Annotated in this window: 11 protein-coding genes and 1 pseudogene; 3 read left to right on the top strand and 9 right to left on the bottom strand. The window is 71.6% G+C overall.

Annotated features, from left to right (window positions below):
- The first annotated feature begins 54 nt into the window (after positions 1–54).
- Positions 55–942 (top strand): DUF72 domain-containing protein, encoded by an 888-nt coding sequence (locus ACFY30_RS25230; RefSeq protein ID WP_390847404.1) that lies wholly within the window; start codon positions 55–57, stop codon positions 940–942.
- Between the two features lie 63 nt (positions 943–1,005).
- Here the strand turns inward: ACFY30_RS25230 and ACFY30_RS25235 are convergent, their stop codons facing one another.
- The 9 genes and pseudogenes from ACFY30_RS25235 to ACFY30_RS25275 all read right to left on the bottom strand — a co-directional run bounded on the left by ACFY30_RS25235 (position 1,006) and on the right by ACFY30_RS25275 (position 11,926).
- On the bottom strand, positions 1,006–2,097 hold the full coding sequence (locus ACFY30_RS25235) for a pseudouridine synthase (RefSeq protein WP_390847405.1): 1,092 nt from the start codon (positions 2,095–2,097) through the stop codon (positions 1,006–1,008).
- Positions 2,097–2,744 carry an SMC-Scp complex subunit ScpB gene (scpB, locus tag ACFY30_RS25240; protein ID WP_390847406.1) on the bottom strand — a complete coding sequence of 216 codons (648 nt, stop codon included), beginning with the start codon at positions 2,742–2,744 and terminating at the stop codon, positions 2,097–2,099. Before scpB ends, ACFY30_RS25235 begins: the two co-directional genes overlap by 1 nt.
- On the bottom strand, positions 2,741–3,814 hold the full coding sequence (locus ACFY30_RS25245; protein ID WP_390847407.1) for a segregation and condensation protein A: 1,074 nt from the start codon (positions 3,812–3,814) through the stop codon (positions 2,741–2,743). The genes scpB and ACFY30_RS25245 overlap by 4 nt, the downstream gene beginning before the upstream one ends.
- 18 nt (positions 3,815–3,832) lie before the next feature.
- Positions 3,833–4,420 carry a hypothetical protein gene (locus ACFY30_RS25250; protein WP_390847408.1) on the bottom strand — a complete coding sequence of 196 codons (588 nt, stop codon included), beginning with the start codon at positions 4,418–4,420 and terminating at the stop codon, positions 3,833–3,835.
- The gene (locus ACFY30_RS25255) at positions 4,405–5,541 is read right to left on the bottom strand and encodes a ParA family protein (protein WP_390847409.1); all 1,137 of its coding nucleotides are present in this window, start codon (positions 5,539–5,541) and stop codon (positions 4,405–4,407) included. The genes ACFY30_RS25250 and ACFY30_RS25255 overlap by 16 nt, the downstream gene beginning before the upstream one ends.
- Positions 5,542–5,954: 413 nt before the next feature.
- Positions 5,955–7,070 carry an alanine dehydrogenase gene (gene ald, locus ACFY30_RS25260; protein ID WP_390847431.1) on the bottom strand — a complete coding sequence of 372 codons (1,116 nt, stop codon included), beginning with the start codon at positions 7,068–7,070 and terminating at the stop codon, positions 5,955–5,957.
- A 146-nt stretch (positions 7,071–7,216) separates the two neighbouring features.
- Positions 7,217–9,293 (bottom strand): annotated as a pseudogene (locus ACFY30_RS25265) (tetratricopeptide repeat protein).
- Positions 9,294–9,538: 245 nt separating this feature from the next.
- Positions 9,539–10,165: an NUDIX domain-containing protein gene (locus ACFY30_RS25270; RefSeq protein ID WP_390847410.1), complete on the bottom strand. Its 627-nt coding sequence runs from the start codon at positions 10,163–10,165 to the stop codon at positions 9,539–9,541.
- Positions 10,166–10,255: 90 nt separating this feature from the next.
- Positions 10,256–11,926: a CTP synthase gene (locus tag ACFY30_RS25275; RefSeq protein WP_390847432.1), complete on the bottom strand. Its 1,671-nt coding sequence runs from the start codon at positions 11,924–11,926 to the stop codon at positions 10,256–10,258.
- A 493-nt stretch (positions 11,927–12,419) separates the two neighbouring features.
- On the opposite strand from ACFY30_RS25275, the gene ACFY30_RS25280 reads away from it, so the two are divergent.
- Positions 12,420–14,222: a glycoside hydrolase family 15 protein gene (locus tag ACFY30_RS25280; RefSeq protein ID WP_390847433.1), complete on the top strand. Its 1,803-nt coding sequence runs from the start codon at positions 12,420–12,422 to the stop codon at positions 14,220–14,222.
- Positions 14,223–14,288: 66 nt separating this feature from the next.
- Positions 14,289–15,671 (top strand): FAD-binding oxidoreductase, encoded by a 1,383-nt coding sequence (locus tag ACFY30_RS25285; RefSeq protein WP_390847411.1) that lies wholly within the window; start codon positions 14,289–14,291, stop codon positions 15,669–15,671.
- Positions 15,672–15,791 lie beyond the last annotated feature (120 nt).

Raw genomic sequence — 15,791 nt, forward strand, 5'->3', positions numbered from 1 at the left:
GACTATAAACAGTCGGTGATGCTTCCACAACCCCTCGTCGGGTAACCGCATCGGATGAGCGAGATCCTCGTGGGCACGTGTGCGTGGACGGACCGGGCCCTGGTGGGCAGTGGCTGGTATCCGCCGGGGCGGCGGGACGCCGAGGGACGGCTGCGGCACTACGCCGAGCGGTTTCCGGTCGTCGAGGTCGACTCGGCGTACTACGCGCTGCCCAGCGCCCGCAACAGCCGGCTGTGGGCCGAGCGGACGCCCGAGGGCTTCGTCTTCGACGTGAAGGCCTTCTCGCTGCTCACCGGTCATCCGACGCGCGCCGCGGTGATGCCGGACGGGCTGCCGGCCGATCCCCGGGACCCGAAGGTGCTCGACGCGGTGTGGGCGCGATTCACCGAGGGGATCGAACCGCTCCGGGCGGCCGGGCGGCTGGGCGGGGTGCTGTTCCAGTTACCGCCCTGGTTCCGGCCGGGGCGGCGGGCCGGGGCGTTCCTGCGGGAGTGCGCGGAGCGGACCGCCGGGTGGCCGGTCTCCGTGGAGTTCCGGCATCCCGGCTGGTGGCGGCCGGAGTGGGCCGGGGCTACGCGCGCACTGCTCACGCGGTACGGCATGGCCGCCGTCGCCGTCGACATGACGCAGACCCTGCCCTCCTCGATCCCGCCCGTCACCGCGGTCACCTCGCCGCGGCTGTCCGTCGTGCGGTTCCACGGACGCAGCCCCGCCTGGGGCTCGGGCAGCAAGGAGGACCGCTTCCGCCACGACTACCACGACGGGGAACTCGCCGAGTGGGTGCCCCGGCTGCGGGACATGGCCGGGCGGGCCGAACGGCTCCACGTCCTGTTCAACAACTGCTGCGGAGCCGCCGCCGTCCGGGCCGCCGAGGCGATGCAGCGGCTGCTCGCCCGCCCGGACCCGGCCCCCGCGGCCGAAACGACGAGGACCGTCCGGTGACCCCTCGGCGGGCCACCGGACGGTCCTCGCGGAGCCCTTCGGCGGCCCCCACGGCGAAACGTCCTACAGGTCGACTTCCTTCATCAGCATGCCGACCTCGGTGTTGGACAGCCGCCGCAGCCAGCCCGACTTCTGGTCGCCCAGGGTGATCGGCCCGAAGGCGACGCGCACCAGCTTGTCGACCGGGAAGCCCGCCTCGGCGAGCATGCGGCGCACGATGTGCTTGCGGCCCTCGTGGAGGGTGACCTCGACGAGGTAGTTCTTGCCGGTCTGCTCGACGACCCGGAAGTGGTCCGCGCGCGCGTAGCCGTCCTCCAGCTGGATGCCGTCCTTGAGCTTCTTGCCCAGGTCGCGCGGGATCGGGCCCACGATGTGCGCGAGGTAGGTCTTGCGCACGCCGTACTTGGGGTGGGTCAGCCGGTGGGCCAGCTCGCCGTGGTTGGTGAGCAGGATGACGCCCTCGGTCTCGGTGTCGAGCCGCCCGACGTGGAAGAGCCGGGTCTCGCGGTTGGTGACGTAGTCACCGAGGCACTGCCGCCCCTCCGGGTCCTCCATCGTGGAGACGACACCGGCCGGCTTGTTGAGCGAGAAGAACTGGTACGACTGCGTGGCCACGGTCAGGCCGTCGACCTTGACCTCGTCCTTCTCCGGGTCGACCCGCTTGCCCTGCTCGAGGACGATCTCGCCGTTGACCTCCACCCGCGCCTGCTCGATCAGCTCCTCGCAGGCCCGCCGTGAGCCGTAGCCGGCCCGCGCGAGGACCTTCTGCAGCCGCTCGCCCTCCTGCTCGGCGCCCGGGAAGGTCTTGGGCAGCTTGACGTCCTTCTTGCCCGCGTACCGCTCGCGGTTGCGCTCCTCCGCGCGCGCCTCGTACTCACGGGACCGCGCGGGCGCCGTACGTCCGCGCCCGCCGCCCTGCTGGGACTGCTTGGGGCCGCCCTTGGCGCCACCGCGCGCGGAACCGCCGCGCCCCGACTTGGGGCCGTCCGGGGAGGCGCCGGGGCCCACGTCGTAGCGGCGCTCCTCGGGGCGGGGCTTGCGGGGACGGCCCTGGCCGCCCTGCTTCTGGTCCCTGTCGTTGCCGGCCCCGCGGTGGTTACCGCGCCCGCCGCTCTTGCCGCTACCGCTACCGCTGCCGCTGCCACTGCTTCGCATCAATTGTCCGTCGTCGTCGTGTTAGGCGTGTTCGTCGTGGGCCCGTCGTCCGCGTCCGGGGCGTCCGGGTCGAACGACGGTACGGCTTCCTGGGTCTCGGCCTCGATCGCCTCCGCCTCCGGGAGGAAGGGCGCGAGCTCCGGGAGCTCGTCCAGACCGCGCAGGCCCATCCGCTCCAGGAAGTAGTTCGTCGTCGCATACAGGATCGCACCTGTTTCGGGTTCCGTGCCCGCCTCCTCGACCAGACCGCGCTGCAGGAGGGTGCGCATCACACCGTCACAGTTCACTCCGCGTACCGCGGAGACCCGGCTGCGGCTGACCGGCTGACGGTACGCGACCACCGCCAGCGTCTCCAGGGCGGCCTGGGTGAGCCGGGCCTGCTGCCCGTCCAGCACGAACCGCTCCACGGCCGGGGCGTACTCGGCCCGGGTGTAGAACCGCCAGCCGCCCGCGACGAACCGCAGCTCGAAGCCCCGCCCCTGCACGGTGTACTCGTCGGCCAGCTCCCGCAGCGCGTCCGCGACCTGCCGTCGGGGCCGCTCCACGATCTTCGCGAGGTGCTCCTCGGTCGCCGGCTCGTCCACGACCATCAGGACGGCCTCCAGGGCTCCCTTGAGGTCGAGTGCGGCGACGGTCTCCTCACTCACGTCTCGTTCTCCTTCCCGGGCTCCTCGGGCGGCCGGTCGAACTCGTCGGTGACCCTCGGCGTCTCGTCCCCGTCGCCACCGGTCCAGCGCACCAGCAGCTCGCCGAGCGCGGTCTCCTGGTCGAGCGCGACCGCCTTCTCCCGGTACAGCTCCAGCAACGCGAGGAACCGGGCCACGACGGTCAGGGTGTCGTCGGTGTCCTCCACGAGCGCCCGGAAACTGGCCTCCCCCAGCTCCCGCAGCCGCGCCACCACGATCCCCGCCTGCTCCTGCACGCTCACCAGCGGCGCGTGGATGTGGTCGACGTACACCTGCGGCTTGGGCCTGGGCTGCATCGCCTTCACGGCGAGTCTGGCGAATCCTTCCGCCCCGATGCTGATGACCACCTCGGGCAGCAGCTCGGCGTGATGCGGTTCGAGTCCCACGGTACGGGGGTAGCGGCGGGCCTCGTGCTCCAGGCGCCCGGTGAAGACGTCGGCGACCTGCTTGTAGGCGCGGTACTGGAGCAGCCGGGCGAACAGCAGGTCCCGCGCCTCCAGCAGCGCGAGGTCGGCCTCGTCCTCGACCTCGGCGGCGGGCAGCAGCCGGGCCGCCTTCAGATCGAGCAGCGTGGCCGCCACGACGAGGAACTCGGTCGTCTGGTCCAGGTCCCAGTCCGGGCCCATCGCCCGGATGTGCGCCATGAACTCGTCGGTCACCTTCGACAGCGCGACCTCGGTGACGTCCAGCTTGTGCTTGGAGATCAGCTGCAGCAGCAGATCGAAGGGACCCTCGAAGTTGGCGAGCCGCACCTTGAAGACACCATCGGGGGCCTCCTCCGGCGCGGGGACGGGTTCCGGAGCGGGAACACGTTCCGGAGCAGCGGGTGCGGCAGGTTCCCGCGTGACGGCTTCTGACACGCCGGCCTCGGGCTCCGGCCCGGCGAAGGGCTCCTGCCCGGGCGAGGGCTCCGGCTCGACGGCCGGCTCCGGCTCGGCAGGCGCCGGTGCCGCGCCCGGCCCCCGCCCCAGCGCACGCCGGCGACCACCGGCTGCACCGGGTACGGGGCTGGGCGCGTCGTTCGAGGTCATGGCCTCCGCAGGCTACCGCTACCGGCCACGCAACCGTCGTACGAGGATGCTCGCATCCCCACGGGTCTCCAGGTCGGCGAGCACCACCGCGACCGCTTCCCGCACGATCCGCCCCCGGTCCACGGCCAGACCGTGCTCACCCCGGAGCACCAGACGGGCGTGCTCCAGGTCCATGAGCTCCTCGGCGGACACGTACACGGTGATCTTCTCGTCGTGCCGCTCGCGCCCACTGGGCCGGCGGGCGGCGGCCCGCCCCCGCTTGCGCGGCTGGCCCTCGCCCACGGCGGCCGCCGCGGCGGATCCCTCCTGCGGCTGTGCCCCCGGGCGCCGCGCGGAACGCTCCGCGGCGGCGGCCCGGCTGCGGGACTCGGCCTCGGTCTGGTCCGCGTCGGCCGCCGCGTGTTCGGCGCCCTCGCCGTCCCCGCCCTGCGCGGGCACGGCCTGCGGCGCGTCGTCGCCCGCCGCGACCCCGTCGCTCTCCTGGGCCGGTGCGGGCACCCGGGCCTCGCCGTTGGCCTGGCGCCGGGGTGCGGACGGCTGCAGCCCCATCCCCCCTGTCGTACGGAAGAGTTCGTCGGCCCCCGGCAGACTCACTCGGCGTGACACCGGGCGAGCACCTCCCTGGCGAGCTGGCGGTATGCGGCGGCACCGACGGAGTTGGAGGCGTAGGTGGTGATCGGCTCACCGGCGACCGTGGTCTCCGGGAAGCGGACGGTGCGCCCGATGACCGTGTGGTAGACGTGGTCGTCGAAGGCCTCGACGACACGCGCGAGCACCTCACGGCTGTGCACGGTGCGCGAGTCGTACATGGTCGCCAGGATCCCGTCGAGCTCCAGCTCGGGGTTGAGCCGCTCCTGGACCTTCTCGATGGTCTCGGTCAGCAGGGCCACACCGCGCAGCGCGAAGAACTCGCACTCCAGCGGCACGATCACCTTGTGCGCGGCCGTCAGCGCGTTGACGGTGAGCAGGCCGAGCGAGGGCTGGCAGTCGATGACGATGTAGTCGTAGTCGTCCATCAGCGGCTTCAGCGCCCGCTGCAGGGTCGACTCGCGCGCGACCTCGCTGACCAGCTGGACCTCGGCGGCCGACAGGTCGATGTTGCTGGGCAGCAGGTCCATGTTGGGGACCGCGGTCTTCAGGAGCACCTCGTCGGCCGACATGCCCCGCTCCATGAGCAGGTTGTAGACCGTGAGGTCGAGCTCCATCGGGTTGACACCGAGACCGACCGACAGCGCGCCCTGCGGGTCGAAGTCCACGAGCAGCACCCGGCGTCCGTACTCCGCGAGCGCGGCACCCAGGTTGATGGTCGACGTGGTCTTGCCGACGCCGCCCTTCTGGTTGCACATCGCGATGATCGTCGCGGGACCGTGGTGGGTCAGCGGTCCCGGGATCGGGAAGTACGGCAGCGGGCGTCCGGTCGGGCCGATGCGCTCCCGGCGCTGGCGGGCAGCGTCGGGCGCGAGCGTGGCCGCGTACTCCGGGTCCGGCTCGTATTCGGCGTCGGGGTCGTAGAAGTGCCCGTCGGGCAGTTCGTCGTAGTCGGCGAAGTGGTTGTGGGGCGCGCCACTCCCGTCGCCGGCCATGGCGTTCACGTGATGACCGTCCATGCTCTGGTGTGCTGACAGAGCCGTATGGGGGCTGGTCTGGCTCTGGTGGGCTGCGAAGGTTCGGACAGCGACGGAGCCGACAGCCTCGAGCCCCGTGGGGCCCGGGCCCCGCGTAGGCATTCCTGGTTGACCACCCCCGGGAGAAAATGTCGACTCATTCACAAGTCGTCTTACCTCCTTGGTGACCAGGAAACTTCTAGACAAGGTCAGCGTGGCACCATGCCGACGGTTGGCGACTCTATGGCGTGTCGGGCGTCCGCAGCAACACAATCCGCCGGACCCGGCCCGATGTGTCGGCAATGAAACATCCCGCTGTCAAGGGCGTACGGCCGTCGCACAGCAGGTTCGAGCGGTGTACGAATCGGTCGAAGGGTTGTGTTCGAGGCGAGTTGACCGAGAGCCGCAAAGTGACCATACACACACCTGGCCGGACCTTGCGGGCAAGGTCCGGCCGGTCGTGCGCCATTGACGCGTCTTGTTGACGTATCGCCTTTACGAAAAGGTGACTTGATCCGGGCGCCCGGTGGCGGGGATCAGCCGAGGAGCTGGTCGAGCTCCAGGTGCTCCAGGCCGTGCGCCTCGGCCACCTCGCGGTAAACGACCTTGCCGTCATGGGTGTTGAGACCCCTGGCGAGCGCGGCGTCACGGCGCAGCGCCTCCGCCCAGCCCCGGTTCGCGAGTTCGACGATGTAGGGCAGCGTGGCGTTGGTGAGCGCGTAGGTGGAGGTGTTGGGGACCGCGCCGGGCATGTTGGCGACGCAGTAGAAGACCGAGTTGTGGACCCGGAAGGTCGGCTCGGCGTGGGTGGTCGGACGGGAGTCCTCGAAGCAGCCGCCCTGGTCGATCGCGATGTCGACAAGGACACTTCCCGGCTTCATCCGGGACACCAGCTCGTTGGTGACCAGCTTGGGGGCCTTGGCACCCGGGATGAGGACGGCGCCGATGACGAGGTCGGCGTCCAGGACGGCCTTCTCGAGTTCGAAGGCGTTGGACATGATCGCCCGGACCTTGGTGCCGAAGACCTTGTCGGCCTCGCGCAGCTTGTTGATGTCGCGGTCGAGCAGCGTGACGTGGAAGCCCATGCCGACGGCGATCTGCGTGGCGTTCCAGCCGGAGACGCCGCCGCCGATGACGACGGCCTTGGCGGGCTGGGTGCCGGGGACGCCACCGGGGAGCACACCCCGGCCGCCGGCCGAGCGCATCAGGTGGTAGGCGCCGACCTGCGGGGCGAGGCGGCCCGCGACCTCGGACATCGGGGCGAGCAGCGGCAGGGCGCGGCTGGGGAGCTCGACGGTCTCGTATGCGATCGCCGTGGTGCCGGACTCGATGAGCGCGTCCGTGCACTCCTTGGAGGCGGCCAGGTGCAGGTAGGTGAAGAGCGTCTGGTCCTTGCGGAGGCGGTGGTACTCCTCGGCGACGGGCTCCTTGACCTTCAGCAGCAGATCGGCGGTGGCCCAGACCTCGTCGGCCGTCTCCAGGATCCGGGCACCGGCGGCCACGTACTCCTCGTCGGCGATCGACGAACCGACGCCGGCGTTTCGCTCGATGACGACCTGGTGGCCGTGGCGCACCAGCTCATGCACGCCGGCGGGGGTGATGGCCACCCGGAACTCGTTGTTCTTGACCTCGCGGGGGATGCCGACCTTCACGTCGATCACGGTCCTTGGCTCAGAGGATGGGACGGGGCATAGCAATACATACCCGGATGGAAGGGGTGCATCGGGGTACACCGCAGGAGAAGGTGCGGCAGAGCCAGTCTAATGAAGGTGTTCCCGCTGTCTAGCCTTTCAATGCATCAATCTTCAGCGGATGTACTACGGATTTCGCAGGCGTTAGGGCTGTGTTCCGGCCGATTCGGGGTCCGGACCCCGGTCCTGCGGCCCCTCTCCCAGCAGACGCTCGGCCGCGCCGCGGTGCAGCCGGGCGGCCGTCGGATCGCCCAGGTGCTCCAGGGTGTCGGCCAGCCGCAGCCGCACCGCCGCCTGCAGCCGGGTGTCCTCGGCGCGCCGCGCCCACTCCAGTGCCTCCTCGCAGGTGCGCAGCGACTCCTCGGGCCGGCCCGCGTACTCCTGGACCCGCGCCAGCTCGCTCAACGCCCGCGCACAGGCGGCCACATCGCCGTTCTTGCGGTGTCCGGCCACCGACGCCCGCCAGGACCGCTGTGCCTCGCCGTAGCGGCCCGCGTAGGTGTGCGCGGTGGCGATCCGGCCGTACAGCCGGGCGGCGTCCGCGCGCTCGTCGCGGGCCAGACGCTGGGCGAGGGCCCGGCCGAACCAGTCGGCGGCCCGTTCGTAGTCGCCCAGCTCCAGATGCGCCCCGCCTACGGATTCCATCGCGCGGCCGGTCGCGTACGGGTCGTGCGCCGCCCGTCCGGCGTCCAGGGCCGCCCGGTAGCGCACCAGCGCCTCCGCCGTGCGTCCGGTCCGCGCGTCCACGTCGCCCAGGTTCAGCAGGGCGGCGGCCTTCTCCCGGGGCAGATCGCGGCGCTCGGCCACGTCGAGGACCAGCTGATGGATGCCGTACAGGTCGGCCGCGGCCGCCTGGGTGCCGAGGTGCGCGACCATCGTCCGCACCAGCTGGGACATCAGCCGGCGGGCCAGCGTGTCCAGCTCCCCGTCCGCGACGGCCGCCCGGGCCGCGGCGAGCAGGGCCGGGCGGCGGACGTCCAGCCAGTCGGCGGCGTCGCGCGGGGTGGGGAAGCGCAGGGCGCGGGGGGTGCCCTGGAGCTTCTCGCGGGCCTGGGGGTTGTCGGGCTCGGTGACGGCCCGGCACGACTGGAGCAGCCGTACGGTCCGCTCGAGCATGCGGGCGCGGGCCAGCTTGAGCTCGGCCGGGCGGTCGTGGGTCTCGGCGGCGGCGCGGAGCAGCGGGTGCAGCGCGCCGGGGACCTCGTACTGGGGCAGTGGGGAGTCGACGGGCCGCAGCAGGCCGAGCGCGGTGAGGTCGTCCAGGGTGGTGCGGGCGGCGCCGATCGAGCAGCCGGCGAGCGCGGAGGCGGTGTGCGGGTCGACCAGTCCCGCGGGGGCGAGCGAGAGCAGGCGCAGGGTGCGGGCGGCGGGGGCGGGCAGGGCGGCGTGGACGAGCCCGAAGACGCGGCTGAGCGGGGTGCCCGCGGAATCCTCGGCCATCTCCGCGTGCAGCTGCTTGGCGAGGTCGGAGACGGCCGCCTGGGGGCGGGCGGCGAGCCAGCCGCCCGCGAGGATCAGCGCGGTGGGCTGGCCCTGGCAGGCCTCGACCAGGGCCTCGGCGGCGCGCGGGTCGACGGTGATGCGGACCGAGCCGGTGTAGCGGGTGAGGAGTTCCAGGGCCGACTTGGTGTCGAGGCCGCCCAGGGTGCAGGGGCGGACGTCCGAGATGCCGGTCAGGGGACCCGCGGAGACCGCGACGAGCAGGCATTCGGGGGTGTCCGGCAGCAGCGCGTCGACCTGTTCCGCCCCCACCGCGTCGTCCAGCAGGATCAGCGCGCGCCGGCCGGCGAGGGCCTCCCGCAGGGTGGCCGCGAGCTCGTCCTCGTCTGCGCCGGCCGGGGTCGGCAGGTCCAGGGCGGCGAGCAGTTCGCGGGCGGCGCGCTCGACGGGGACGGGAGTGCCGTCGGGCTCGGCGAGCCGGGCGCGCAGGACACCGTCGCGGTAGCGGCCGGCGACCTGCCGTACGAGCTCCTCGGCGAGTGCCGTACGCCCGGATCCGGGCCGGCCCGCGATGAGGAGCACACGAGCGCGGGGCGCCTTCTTCCCGGTCAGGGTGTCCAGCCCGGTGCGCTCGATGTCGGCGCGCAGTTCCTTCAACTCCCGGGTCCGGCCCAGGAAATGGCCCTGTGTCGCAGCGTGTCCGGACAGCTGCACGCCGCCTGTGTCCACTGCCTGATCCGTCACGGGCCACACTCCCGTCCCACGCGCACGCCGGCCCGCCGGGACTCCGGATCGGGCGATTCCAGAGCCTAGTTCACGCTCTGCGACGTTCCGTGCGGCGGACGTGGGGCACGGCCGGGACGTCCCCCGATCGGATCAAGCGATCTTCACACCGCAGCCTGCCGATCGTCACGTCGCGGCCCGCAGACCGCCACTCGTCACCTCGCAGGCCGCCGGTCGTCGGGGCGCGGGCCGTCCCGGCGTGGGGCTCAGGCCTCGAACGGGCGGGCCGGCCAGGGCGCCTCGGCGGGACGCAGCGCGTCGAGGCCGTCCCCGCCGCGCGCGGCCACGAACGACAGCACGCCCACGACGAGGCAGTTGTTGTGCACGTCACCCGCGAGCACCGCCCTGACGAGCTCGTCGACCGGCACGCGCGCGTGCTCCATGTCGGCCTCCTCGTCCTCCACCTCGAAGCGCTGCCCGTCGGCCTCGGACAGCCCCCGGGCGAGGAAGATCCGCACGGACTCGTCACAGCCGCCGGGGGTCGTGTACACGTCGGTCAGAACGCGCCACTCCTCGGCCTTGACGTGCGCCTCCTCGTACAGCTCGCGCTGGGCGGCGTGCAGCGGGTTCTCGCCGGGCACGTCGAGCAGACCGGCCGGGATCTCCCAGAGCTTGTGCCGCACGGGGTGGCGGTACTGCTTGATCAGCAGCACCCGGTCCTCGTCGTCGAGGGCGAGGACGGCCACGGAACCGGGGTGGACCTGATAGTCGCGGCCGACCACCGAGCCGTCGGGCATGACCACCTCGTCGGTGCGCACGGAGGTCTTGTTGCCCACGAAGGGGGTCCCCGTGGACCGGATCTCCCACGCCTCGGGGGTGTCCTTGATCGTCATTGCCCTTTGCCGTCCTTCCACCTGCGCGAACGAAAACCGGGGTGCTCACCGTTGAAGGGATGCACCCCGGCCACCGTACAAGCTGGTGTGTTACTCGGAATTCTCCCGCGGGCCCTCGGTCCGCTGACGCTCCACCGCCGCCTTCACCAGGCCGGCGAACAGCGGGTGCGGACGCGTCGGCCGCGAGCGCAGCTCGGGGTGCGCCTGCGTGGCGACCAGGTAGGGGTGGACGTCGCGGGGGTACTCGACGTACTCGACGAGCTTGCCGTCCGGCGAGGTGCCGGAGAACAGGATGCCCGCCTTCTTCTCCAGCTCCGCGCGGTAGGCGTTGTTCACCTCGTACCGGTGACGGTGCCGCTCCTCGACGTACTCCTTGCCGTCGTACACCTCACGGACGATGGAGCCCTCCGCCAGCTTGGCCGGATACATGCCCAGGCGCATCGTTCCGCCCATGTCGCCCTCGCCCGCGACGATGTCGAGCTGCTCGGCCATGGTGGAGATGACGGGGTGGGCGGTGGCCGCGTCGAACTCGGTGGAGTTGGCGTCGGAGATGCCGGCCAGGTTGCGGGCCGCCTCGATCACGATGCACTGCAGGCCCAGGCAGAGACCCAGCAGCGGAATCCTGTTCTCGCGGGCGTAGCGGATCGCGCCGACCTTGCCGAGCACACCGCGGTCGCCGAAGCCGCCGGGGATGCAGACGCCGTCGACGTCCGCGAGCTGCGCCTTGGCTCCGGCCGGGGTCTTGCAGTCGTCGGAGGTGACCCACTTGATCTTCACGCGGGCCTTGTGGGCGAAGCCGCCGGCGCGCAGTGCCTCGGTGACCGAGAGGTAGGCGTCGGGCAGGTCGATGTACTTGCCGACCAGGGCGAGGGTGATCTCGTGGTCGGGGTTGTGGACCCGGTCGAGCAGGTCGTCCCAGGTCGTCCAGTCCACGTCCCGGAACGGCAGGTCCAGCTTGCGGACGACATAGGCGTCCAGGCCCTCGCCGTGCACGGTCTTCGGGATGTCGTAGATCGAGCGGGCGTCGGGGCAGGCGACCACGGCGGCCTCGTCGACGTCGCACATCAGCGAGATCTTGCGCTTGATCGCGGTCGGCACCTCGCGGTCGCAGCGCAGCACGATCGCGTCCGGCTGGATACCGATGTTGCGCAGGGCGGCCACGGAGTGCTGGGTGGGCTTGGTCTTCAGCTCACCGGACGGGCCGATGTAGGGCAGGAGAGAGATGTGGACCACGAAGACGTTGTCCCGGCCGACCTCGTGCCGGACCTGGCGGACGGTCTCCAGGAAGGGCAGCGACTCGATGTCGCCGACCGTGCCGCCGACCTCGGTGATCACGACGTCGACCTCGTCGGTCGCCATCCGGCGGATGCGGTGCTTGATCTCGTTGGTGATGTGCGGGATGACCTGCACGGTGTCGCCCAGGTACTCGCCGCGGCGCTCCTTGGCGATCACCGTCGAGTAGACCTGACCGGTGGTGACGTTCGCCGAGCCGTCCAGGTCGCGGTCGAGGAAGCGCTCGTAGTGGCCGATGTCCAGGTCGGTCTCGGCGCCGTCGTTGGTGACGAACACCTCACCGTGCTGGAAGGGGTTCATCGTGCCCGGGTCGACGTTCAGGTACGGGTCGAGCTTCTGCATCACGACGCGCAGGCCCCGCGCCTTGAGCAGCATGCCGAGGCTGGAGGCCGTCAGGCCCTTGCCGAGCGAGGAGGCGACACCCCCGGTGACGAAGATGTGCTTGGTCGTCGTAGATTTCGGCGGCATGGCCAAGAGGGGGCTCCCGTGGTGGCGGTCTGGGGTCGCTGCGGTTCGGGGGTTTCGAGCCCACCGGTCCACGGGCTACCAGGGTATCAGCGCCTCGGGGACCTGGCTTCCGGCCACGCTCCGCGCACGGGCCGGTACCGGACGCGCCTTCCGCGAGAGCCAGGCAGACTTCTCTTACGGGCTTCTCACCGGTGGCTCACCCGTTCGGCGTACCCGCGTTGCCCGGAGCGGCACACAGATCATCTACGTGCGTCGTATCCTGCTCGGACACTCGCTGCCGAGCCCGGCCGGCAAGACGGCACACCCCAGCCCGTATCCCACCGGAACAACGAGAGCTCGTCAGTTCGTTGAGCAGGAATTGGCGTTTTGCCCATACGGCGGAGCGTTTGCTTTGCTTCATCGCTCAACGACGCATTACAACGACCCCTTGACCGCACTAGCGACAGCCCCCCGTACGCGTGGGGGTGACGTGGCCGTTCGACTGGAGTTGCACGTGGCCGGGCGCATCGAAGACTACGCACTCATCGGAGACATGCAGACCGCTGCCCTGGTCTGCCGTGACGGGACAGTGGACTGGCTGTGCCTGCCCCGCTTCGACTCGCACGCGATCTTCGCCGGTCTGCTGGGCACCGAGGATCACGGCTTCTGGCGCCTCGGCCCGGCGCACGCCTCCGACACCCAGCCGCCGAGCGCGGCCCGGCGGACCTACCGCGGCGACTCGCTGATCCTGGAGTCCGAGTGGGACACCCCGCGCGGCACGGTCCGGGTCACCGACTTCATGCCTCCCCGCGACGGCGCCCCCCAGCTGATCCGCATCGTCGAGGGCGTGACCGGCCGCGTCCCGATGCGCTCCACCCTGCGCATGCGTTTCTCCTACGGCCGGGTGGTCCCCTGGGTGCACAAGCACGAGGGGCGCACCGTCGCCGTGGCCGGCCCCGACTCGGTGTGGTTCGACACCACCGCCGAGACCTACGGGAAGTCGCTGACCACGTACGCGGACTTCACGGTCGCACCCGGTGACCGGATCGCGTTCACGATCTCCTGGGAGCCCTCGCACAAGCAGCCGCCGGCCCTGCCGGAGCCCGAGCAGTCGCTGGAGGCGACCGAGGAGTTCTGGCGCGAGTGGGTCGAGCACTGTACGTACCACGGCCCCTACCGTGAGGCGGTGATCCGCTCGCTGATCACCCTGAAGGCACTGACGTACGCGCCGACCGGCGGCATCGTCGCCGCGCCCACCACCTCCCTGCCGGAGGACATCGGCGGCGTCCGCAACTGGGACTACCGCTACACCTGGCTGCGGGACGCGGCGATCACCCTGTCCTCGCTGCTGCGCACCGGCTACCGCGAGGAGGCCCGCGCCTGGCGCGAGTGGCTGCTGCGCGCGGTCGCCGGCGACCCCGAGAACCTGCAGATCATGTACGGCATCGCGGGCGAGCGCGAGCTGGGCGAGGCCGAGCTGGACTGGCTGCCCGGCTACGAGAACTCCGCCCCGGTCCGGGTCGGCAACGGCGCGGCGCACCAGCTCCAGCTGGACGTGTACGGCGAGGTCACCGAGGCCCTGCACCTCGGCCACATGACGGGCCTCGCCCGCAACGACTACGCCTCCCTGCTCCAGCTGAAGCTGATCCGCTACCTGGAGAAGCACTGGGACGAGCCGGACGAGGGCATCTGGGAGGTGCGCGGCCCGCGCCGCCACTTCGTGCACTCCAAGGTCATGGCCTGGGTCGCGGTCGACCGCACGATCAAGCTGATCGAGTCCGGCGACGCGGACGGCCCGCTGGAGAAGTGGCGCGAACTGCGCGACGACATCCACCGGGACGTGTGCGAGAAGGGCTACGACAAGGAGCGCAACACCTTCACCCAGTCCTACGGCTCCCGGGAACTGGACGCCTCGCTGCTGCTCATCCCGCAGATGGGCTTCCTGCCGCCCGACGACAAGCGGGTGATCGGCACCATCGAGGCGATCCAGCGCGAGCTGTCCACCCCGGACGGCTTCATCCTGCGCTATCCGACGCAGGGCGACGACGAGGGCGTCGACGGCCTCCCCGGGGACGAGGGCGCCTTCCTGGCCTGCTCGTTCTGGATGGCGGACGACCTGGCGATGATCGGCCGCGTCGACGAGGCCCGCAAGCTCTTCGAGAAGCTGCTGTCCCTGCGCAACGACCTCGGTCTGCTCGCCGAGGAGTGGGACCCGCGCCTCAAGCGCCAGGTCGGCAACTTCCCGCAGGCCTTCAGCCACGTGCCGCTGATCGACACGGCCCTGCGCCTGACGGCGTCCGGCGCGTACGGCGGCTGAACAGGAAGACGACACCGCGCCCGCCTACGCTGGGAGGACCAGCCCCTGCACGGAAGGGGGCGCCCCATGGCCTCCCCGTCGAAGGCGGGCGCGGCGCTGACCGCGCTCCGCGAGGATCTGGCCGGCGATGTGTTCGCCCCGGGGGACGTCGGCTACGACGAAGCGCGCACGGTCTTCAACGCGATGATCGACCGGCGCCCGGCGGTGATCGCCCAGTGCGTGGACGAGGACGACGTCGTCCGGGCGGTGCGCTTCGCCCGTGACCTGGACCTGAAGATCGCGGTGCGCGGCGGCGGGCACAGCGTGGCGGGGATGGCGCTGGGCGACGCGGCACTGGTGATCGATCTGCGGCACATGCGGGCGGTCACCGTGGATCCCGCGGCCGAGGCGGTGCGGGTGGCGGGCGGCGCCACGATGAGCGACCTGGACCGCGCCTGCCAGCCCTTCGGCCTCGCCACGACCGGCGGCCGGGCCTCCACCACCGGCGTCGGCGGCTTCGTCCTGGGCGGCGGCACCGGCTGGCTGGACCGCCGCTGCGGCCTCGCGGTCGACAACCTGCTCGGCGTCGAGCTGGTCACCGCCGACGGCGAGCGGACCCATGCGAACGGCGACGAACACCCGGACCTGTTCTGGGCCCTGCACGGCGGCGGCGGCAACTTCGGCGTCGCCACCGCGCTCACCCTCAAGCTGTACGAGCTGCCCGAGTTCTCCATCGCGCTGGTGCTGTACCTGCCGGAGTACGGCCCGGAGGTCGTGCGCACCTACCGCGACATCATCGAGACGGCCCCCGTCGAGGCGAGCGGCGCGGTCCTGTACCTCACCGGCCCGCCGGAGGAGTTCGTGCCGCCGCCGCTGGTCGGCCGACTGGTGTGCGGGGCGCTGCTGACGTACGCCGGCTCCGAGGAGGACATGCGCAAGCTGGCCCAGCCGCTGCTGGCGCTGCCGCACGAGGCGGAGGTCGTCGGGGCGATGCCGTACGCGGACGTCCAGTGCATGATCGACGATCCGCCCGGGATGCGGAACTACTGGTCGGCGGAGTACCTGACGAACGCGCCCGACGACTTCGTGGACGCCTACTGCGCCCTCGCGGACGCCATGCCCGTGCCCACGGCCACCCAGCATCTGCTGATGCCGCAGGGCGGCGCGATCGCCGGCGGGTCCCACGCGTACCCGGTGCCGTACCGGGACGCGTCCTGGGCCGTACACCCGTTCGGGATCTGGGAGGACCCGGCCGACGACGAACGCTGCGTCGCGTGGGTCCGGGACGTGCGCGCCCGCGTCCGCCCGTGGAGCACCGGCGACGTCTACCTCAACTTCATCGGCGACGAGGGCACCGAGCGGGTGGTGGCCGGCCTCGGCGCGGAGAACGCCCGCCGGCTCGCCGAGGTGAAGCGGCGGTACGACCCCGACAACGTCTTCCGCTTCAACCACAACATCAGGCCGGCCTGAACACCGTCGCCGTCCGCTCCTCCGGCGGATCACCGGCCGTCGCCGGGGCCGGGGCGACCGCGTCGGGCCCCGCCCGGGCACAGGCGCCGGTCCACTCGCGCACGGCGTCCCCGTAGCCGA

The sequence above is a fragment of the Streptomyces sp. NPDC000345 genome (assembly GCF_042898825.1).
GTDB lineage: Bacteria > Actinomycetota > Actinomycetes > Streptomycetales > Streptomycetaceae > Streptomyces.

Excerpts from the sequence above, each read along its gene's own strand:
- ACFY30_RS25230 (WP_390847404.1), top strand. The coding sequence starts at position 55 with ATGAGCGAGATCCTCGTGGGCACGTGTGCGTGGACGGACCGGGCCCTG.
- ACFY30_RS25235 (WP_390847405.1), bottom strand. The coding sequence starts at position 2,097 with ATGCGAAGCAGTGGCAGCGGCAGCGGTAGCGGTAGCGGCAAGAGCGGC.
- ACFY30_RS25245 (WP_390847407.1), bottom strand. The coding sequence starts at position 3,814 with ATGACCTCGAACGACGCGCCCAGCCCCGTACCCGGTGCAGCCGGTGGT.
- ACFY30_RS25255 (WP_390847409.1), bottom strand. The coding sequence starts at position 5,541 with ATGCCTACGCGGGGCCCGGGCCCCACGGGGCTCGAGGCTGTCGGCTCC.
- ACFY30_RS25270 (WP_390847410.1), bottom strand. The coding sequence starts at position 10,165 with ATGACGATCAAGGACACCCCCGAGGCGTGGGAGATCCGGTCCACGGGG.
- ACFY30_RS25275 (WP_390847432.1), bottom strand. The coding sequence starts at position 11,926 with ATGCCGCCGAAATCTACGACGACCAAGCACATCTTCGTCACCGGGGGT.
- ACFY30_RS25285 (WP_390847411.1), top strand. The coding sequence starts at position 14,289 with ATGGCCTCCCCGTCGAAGGCGGGCGCGGCGCTGACCGCGCTCCGCGAG.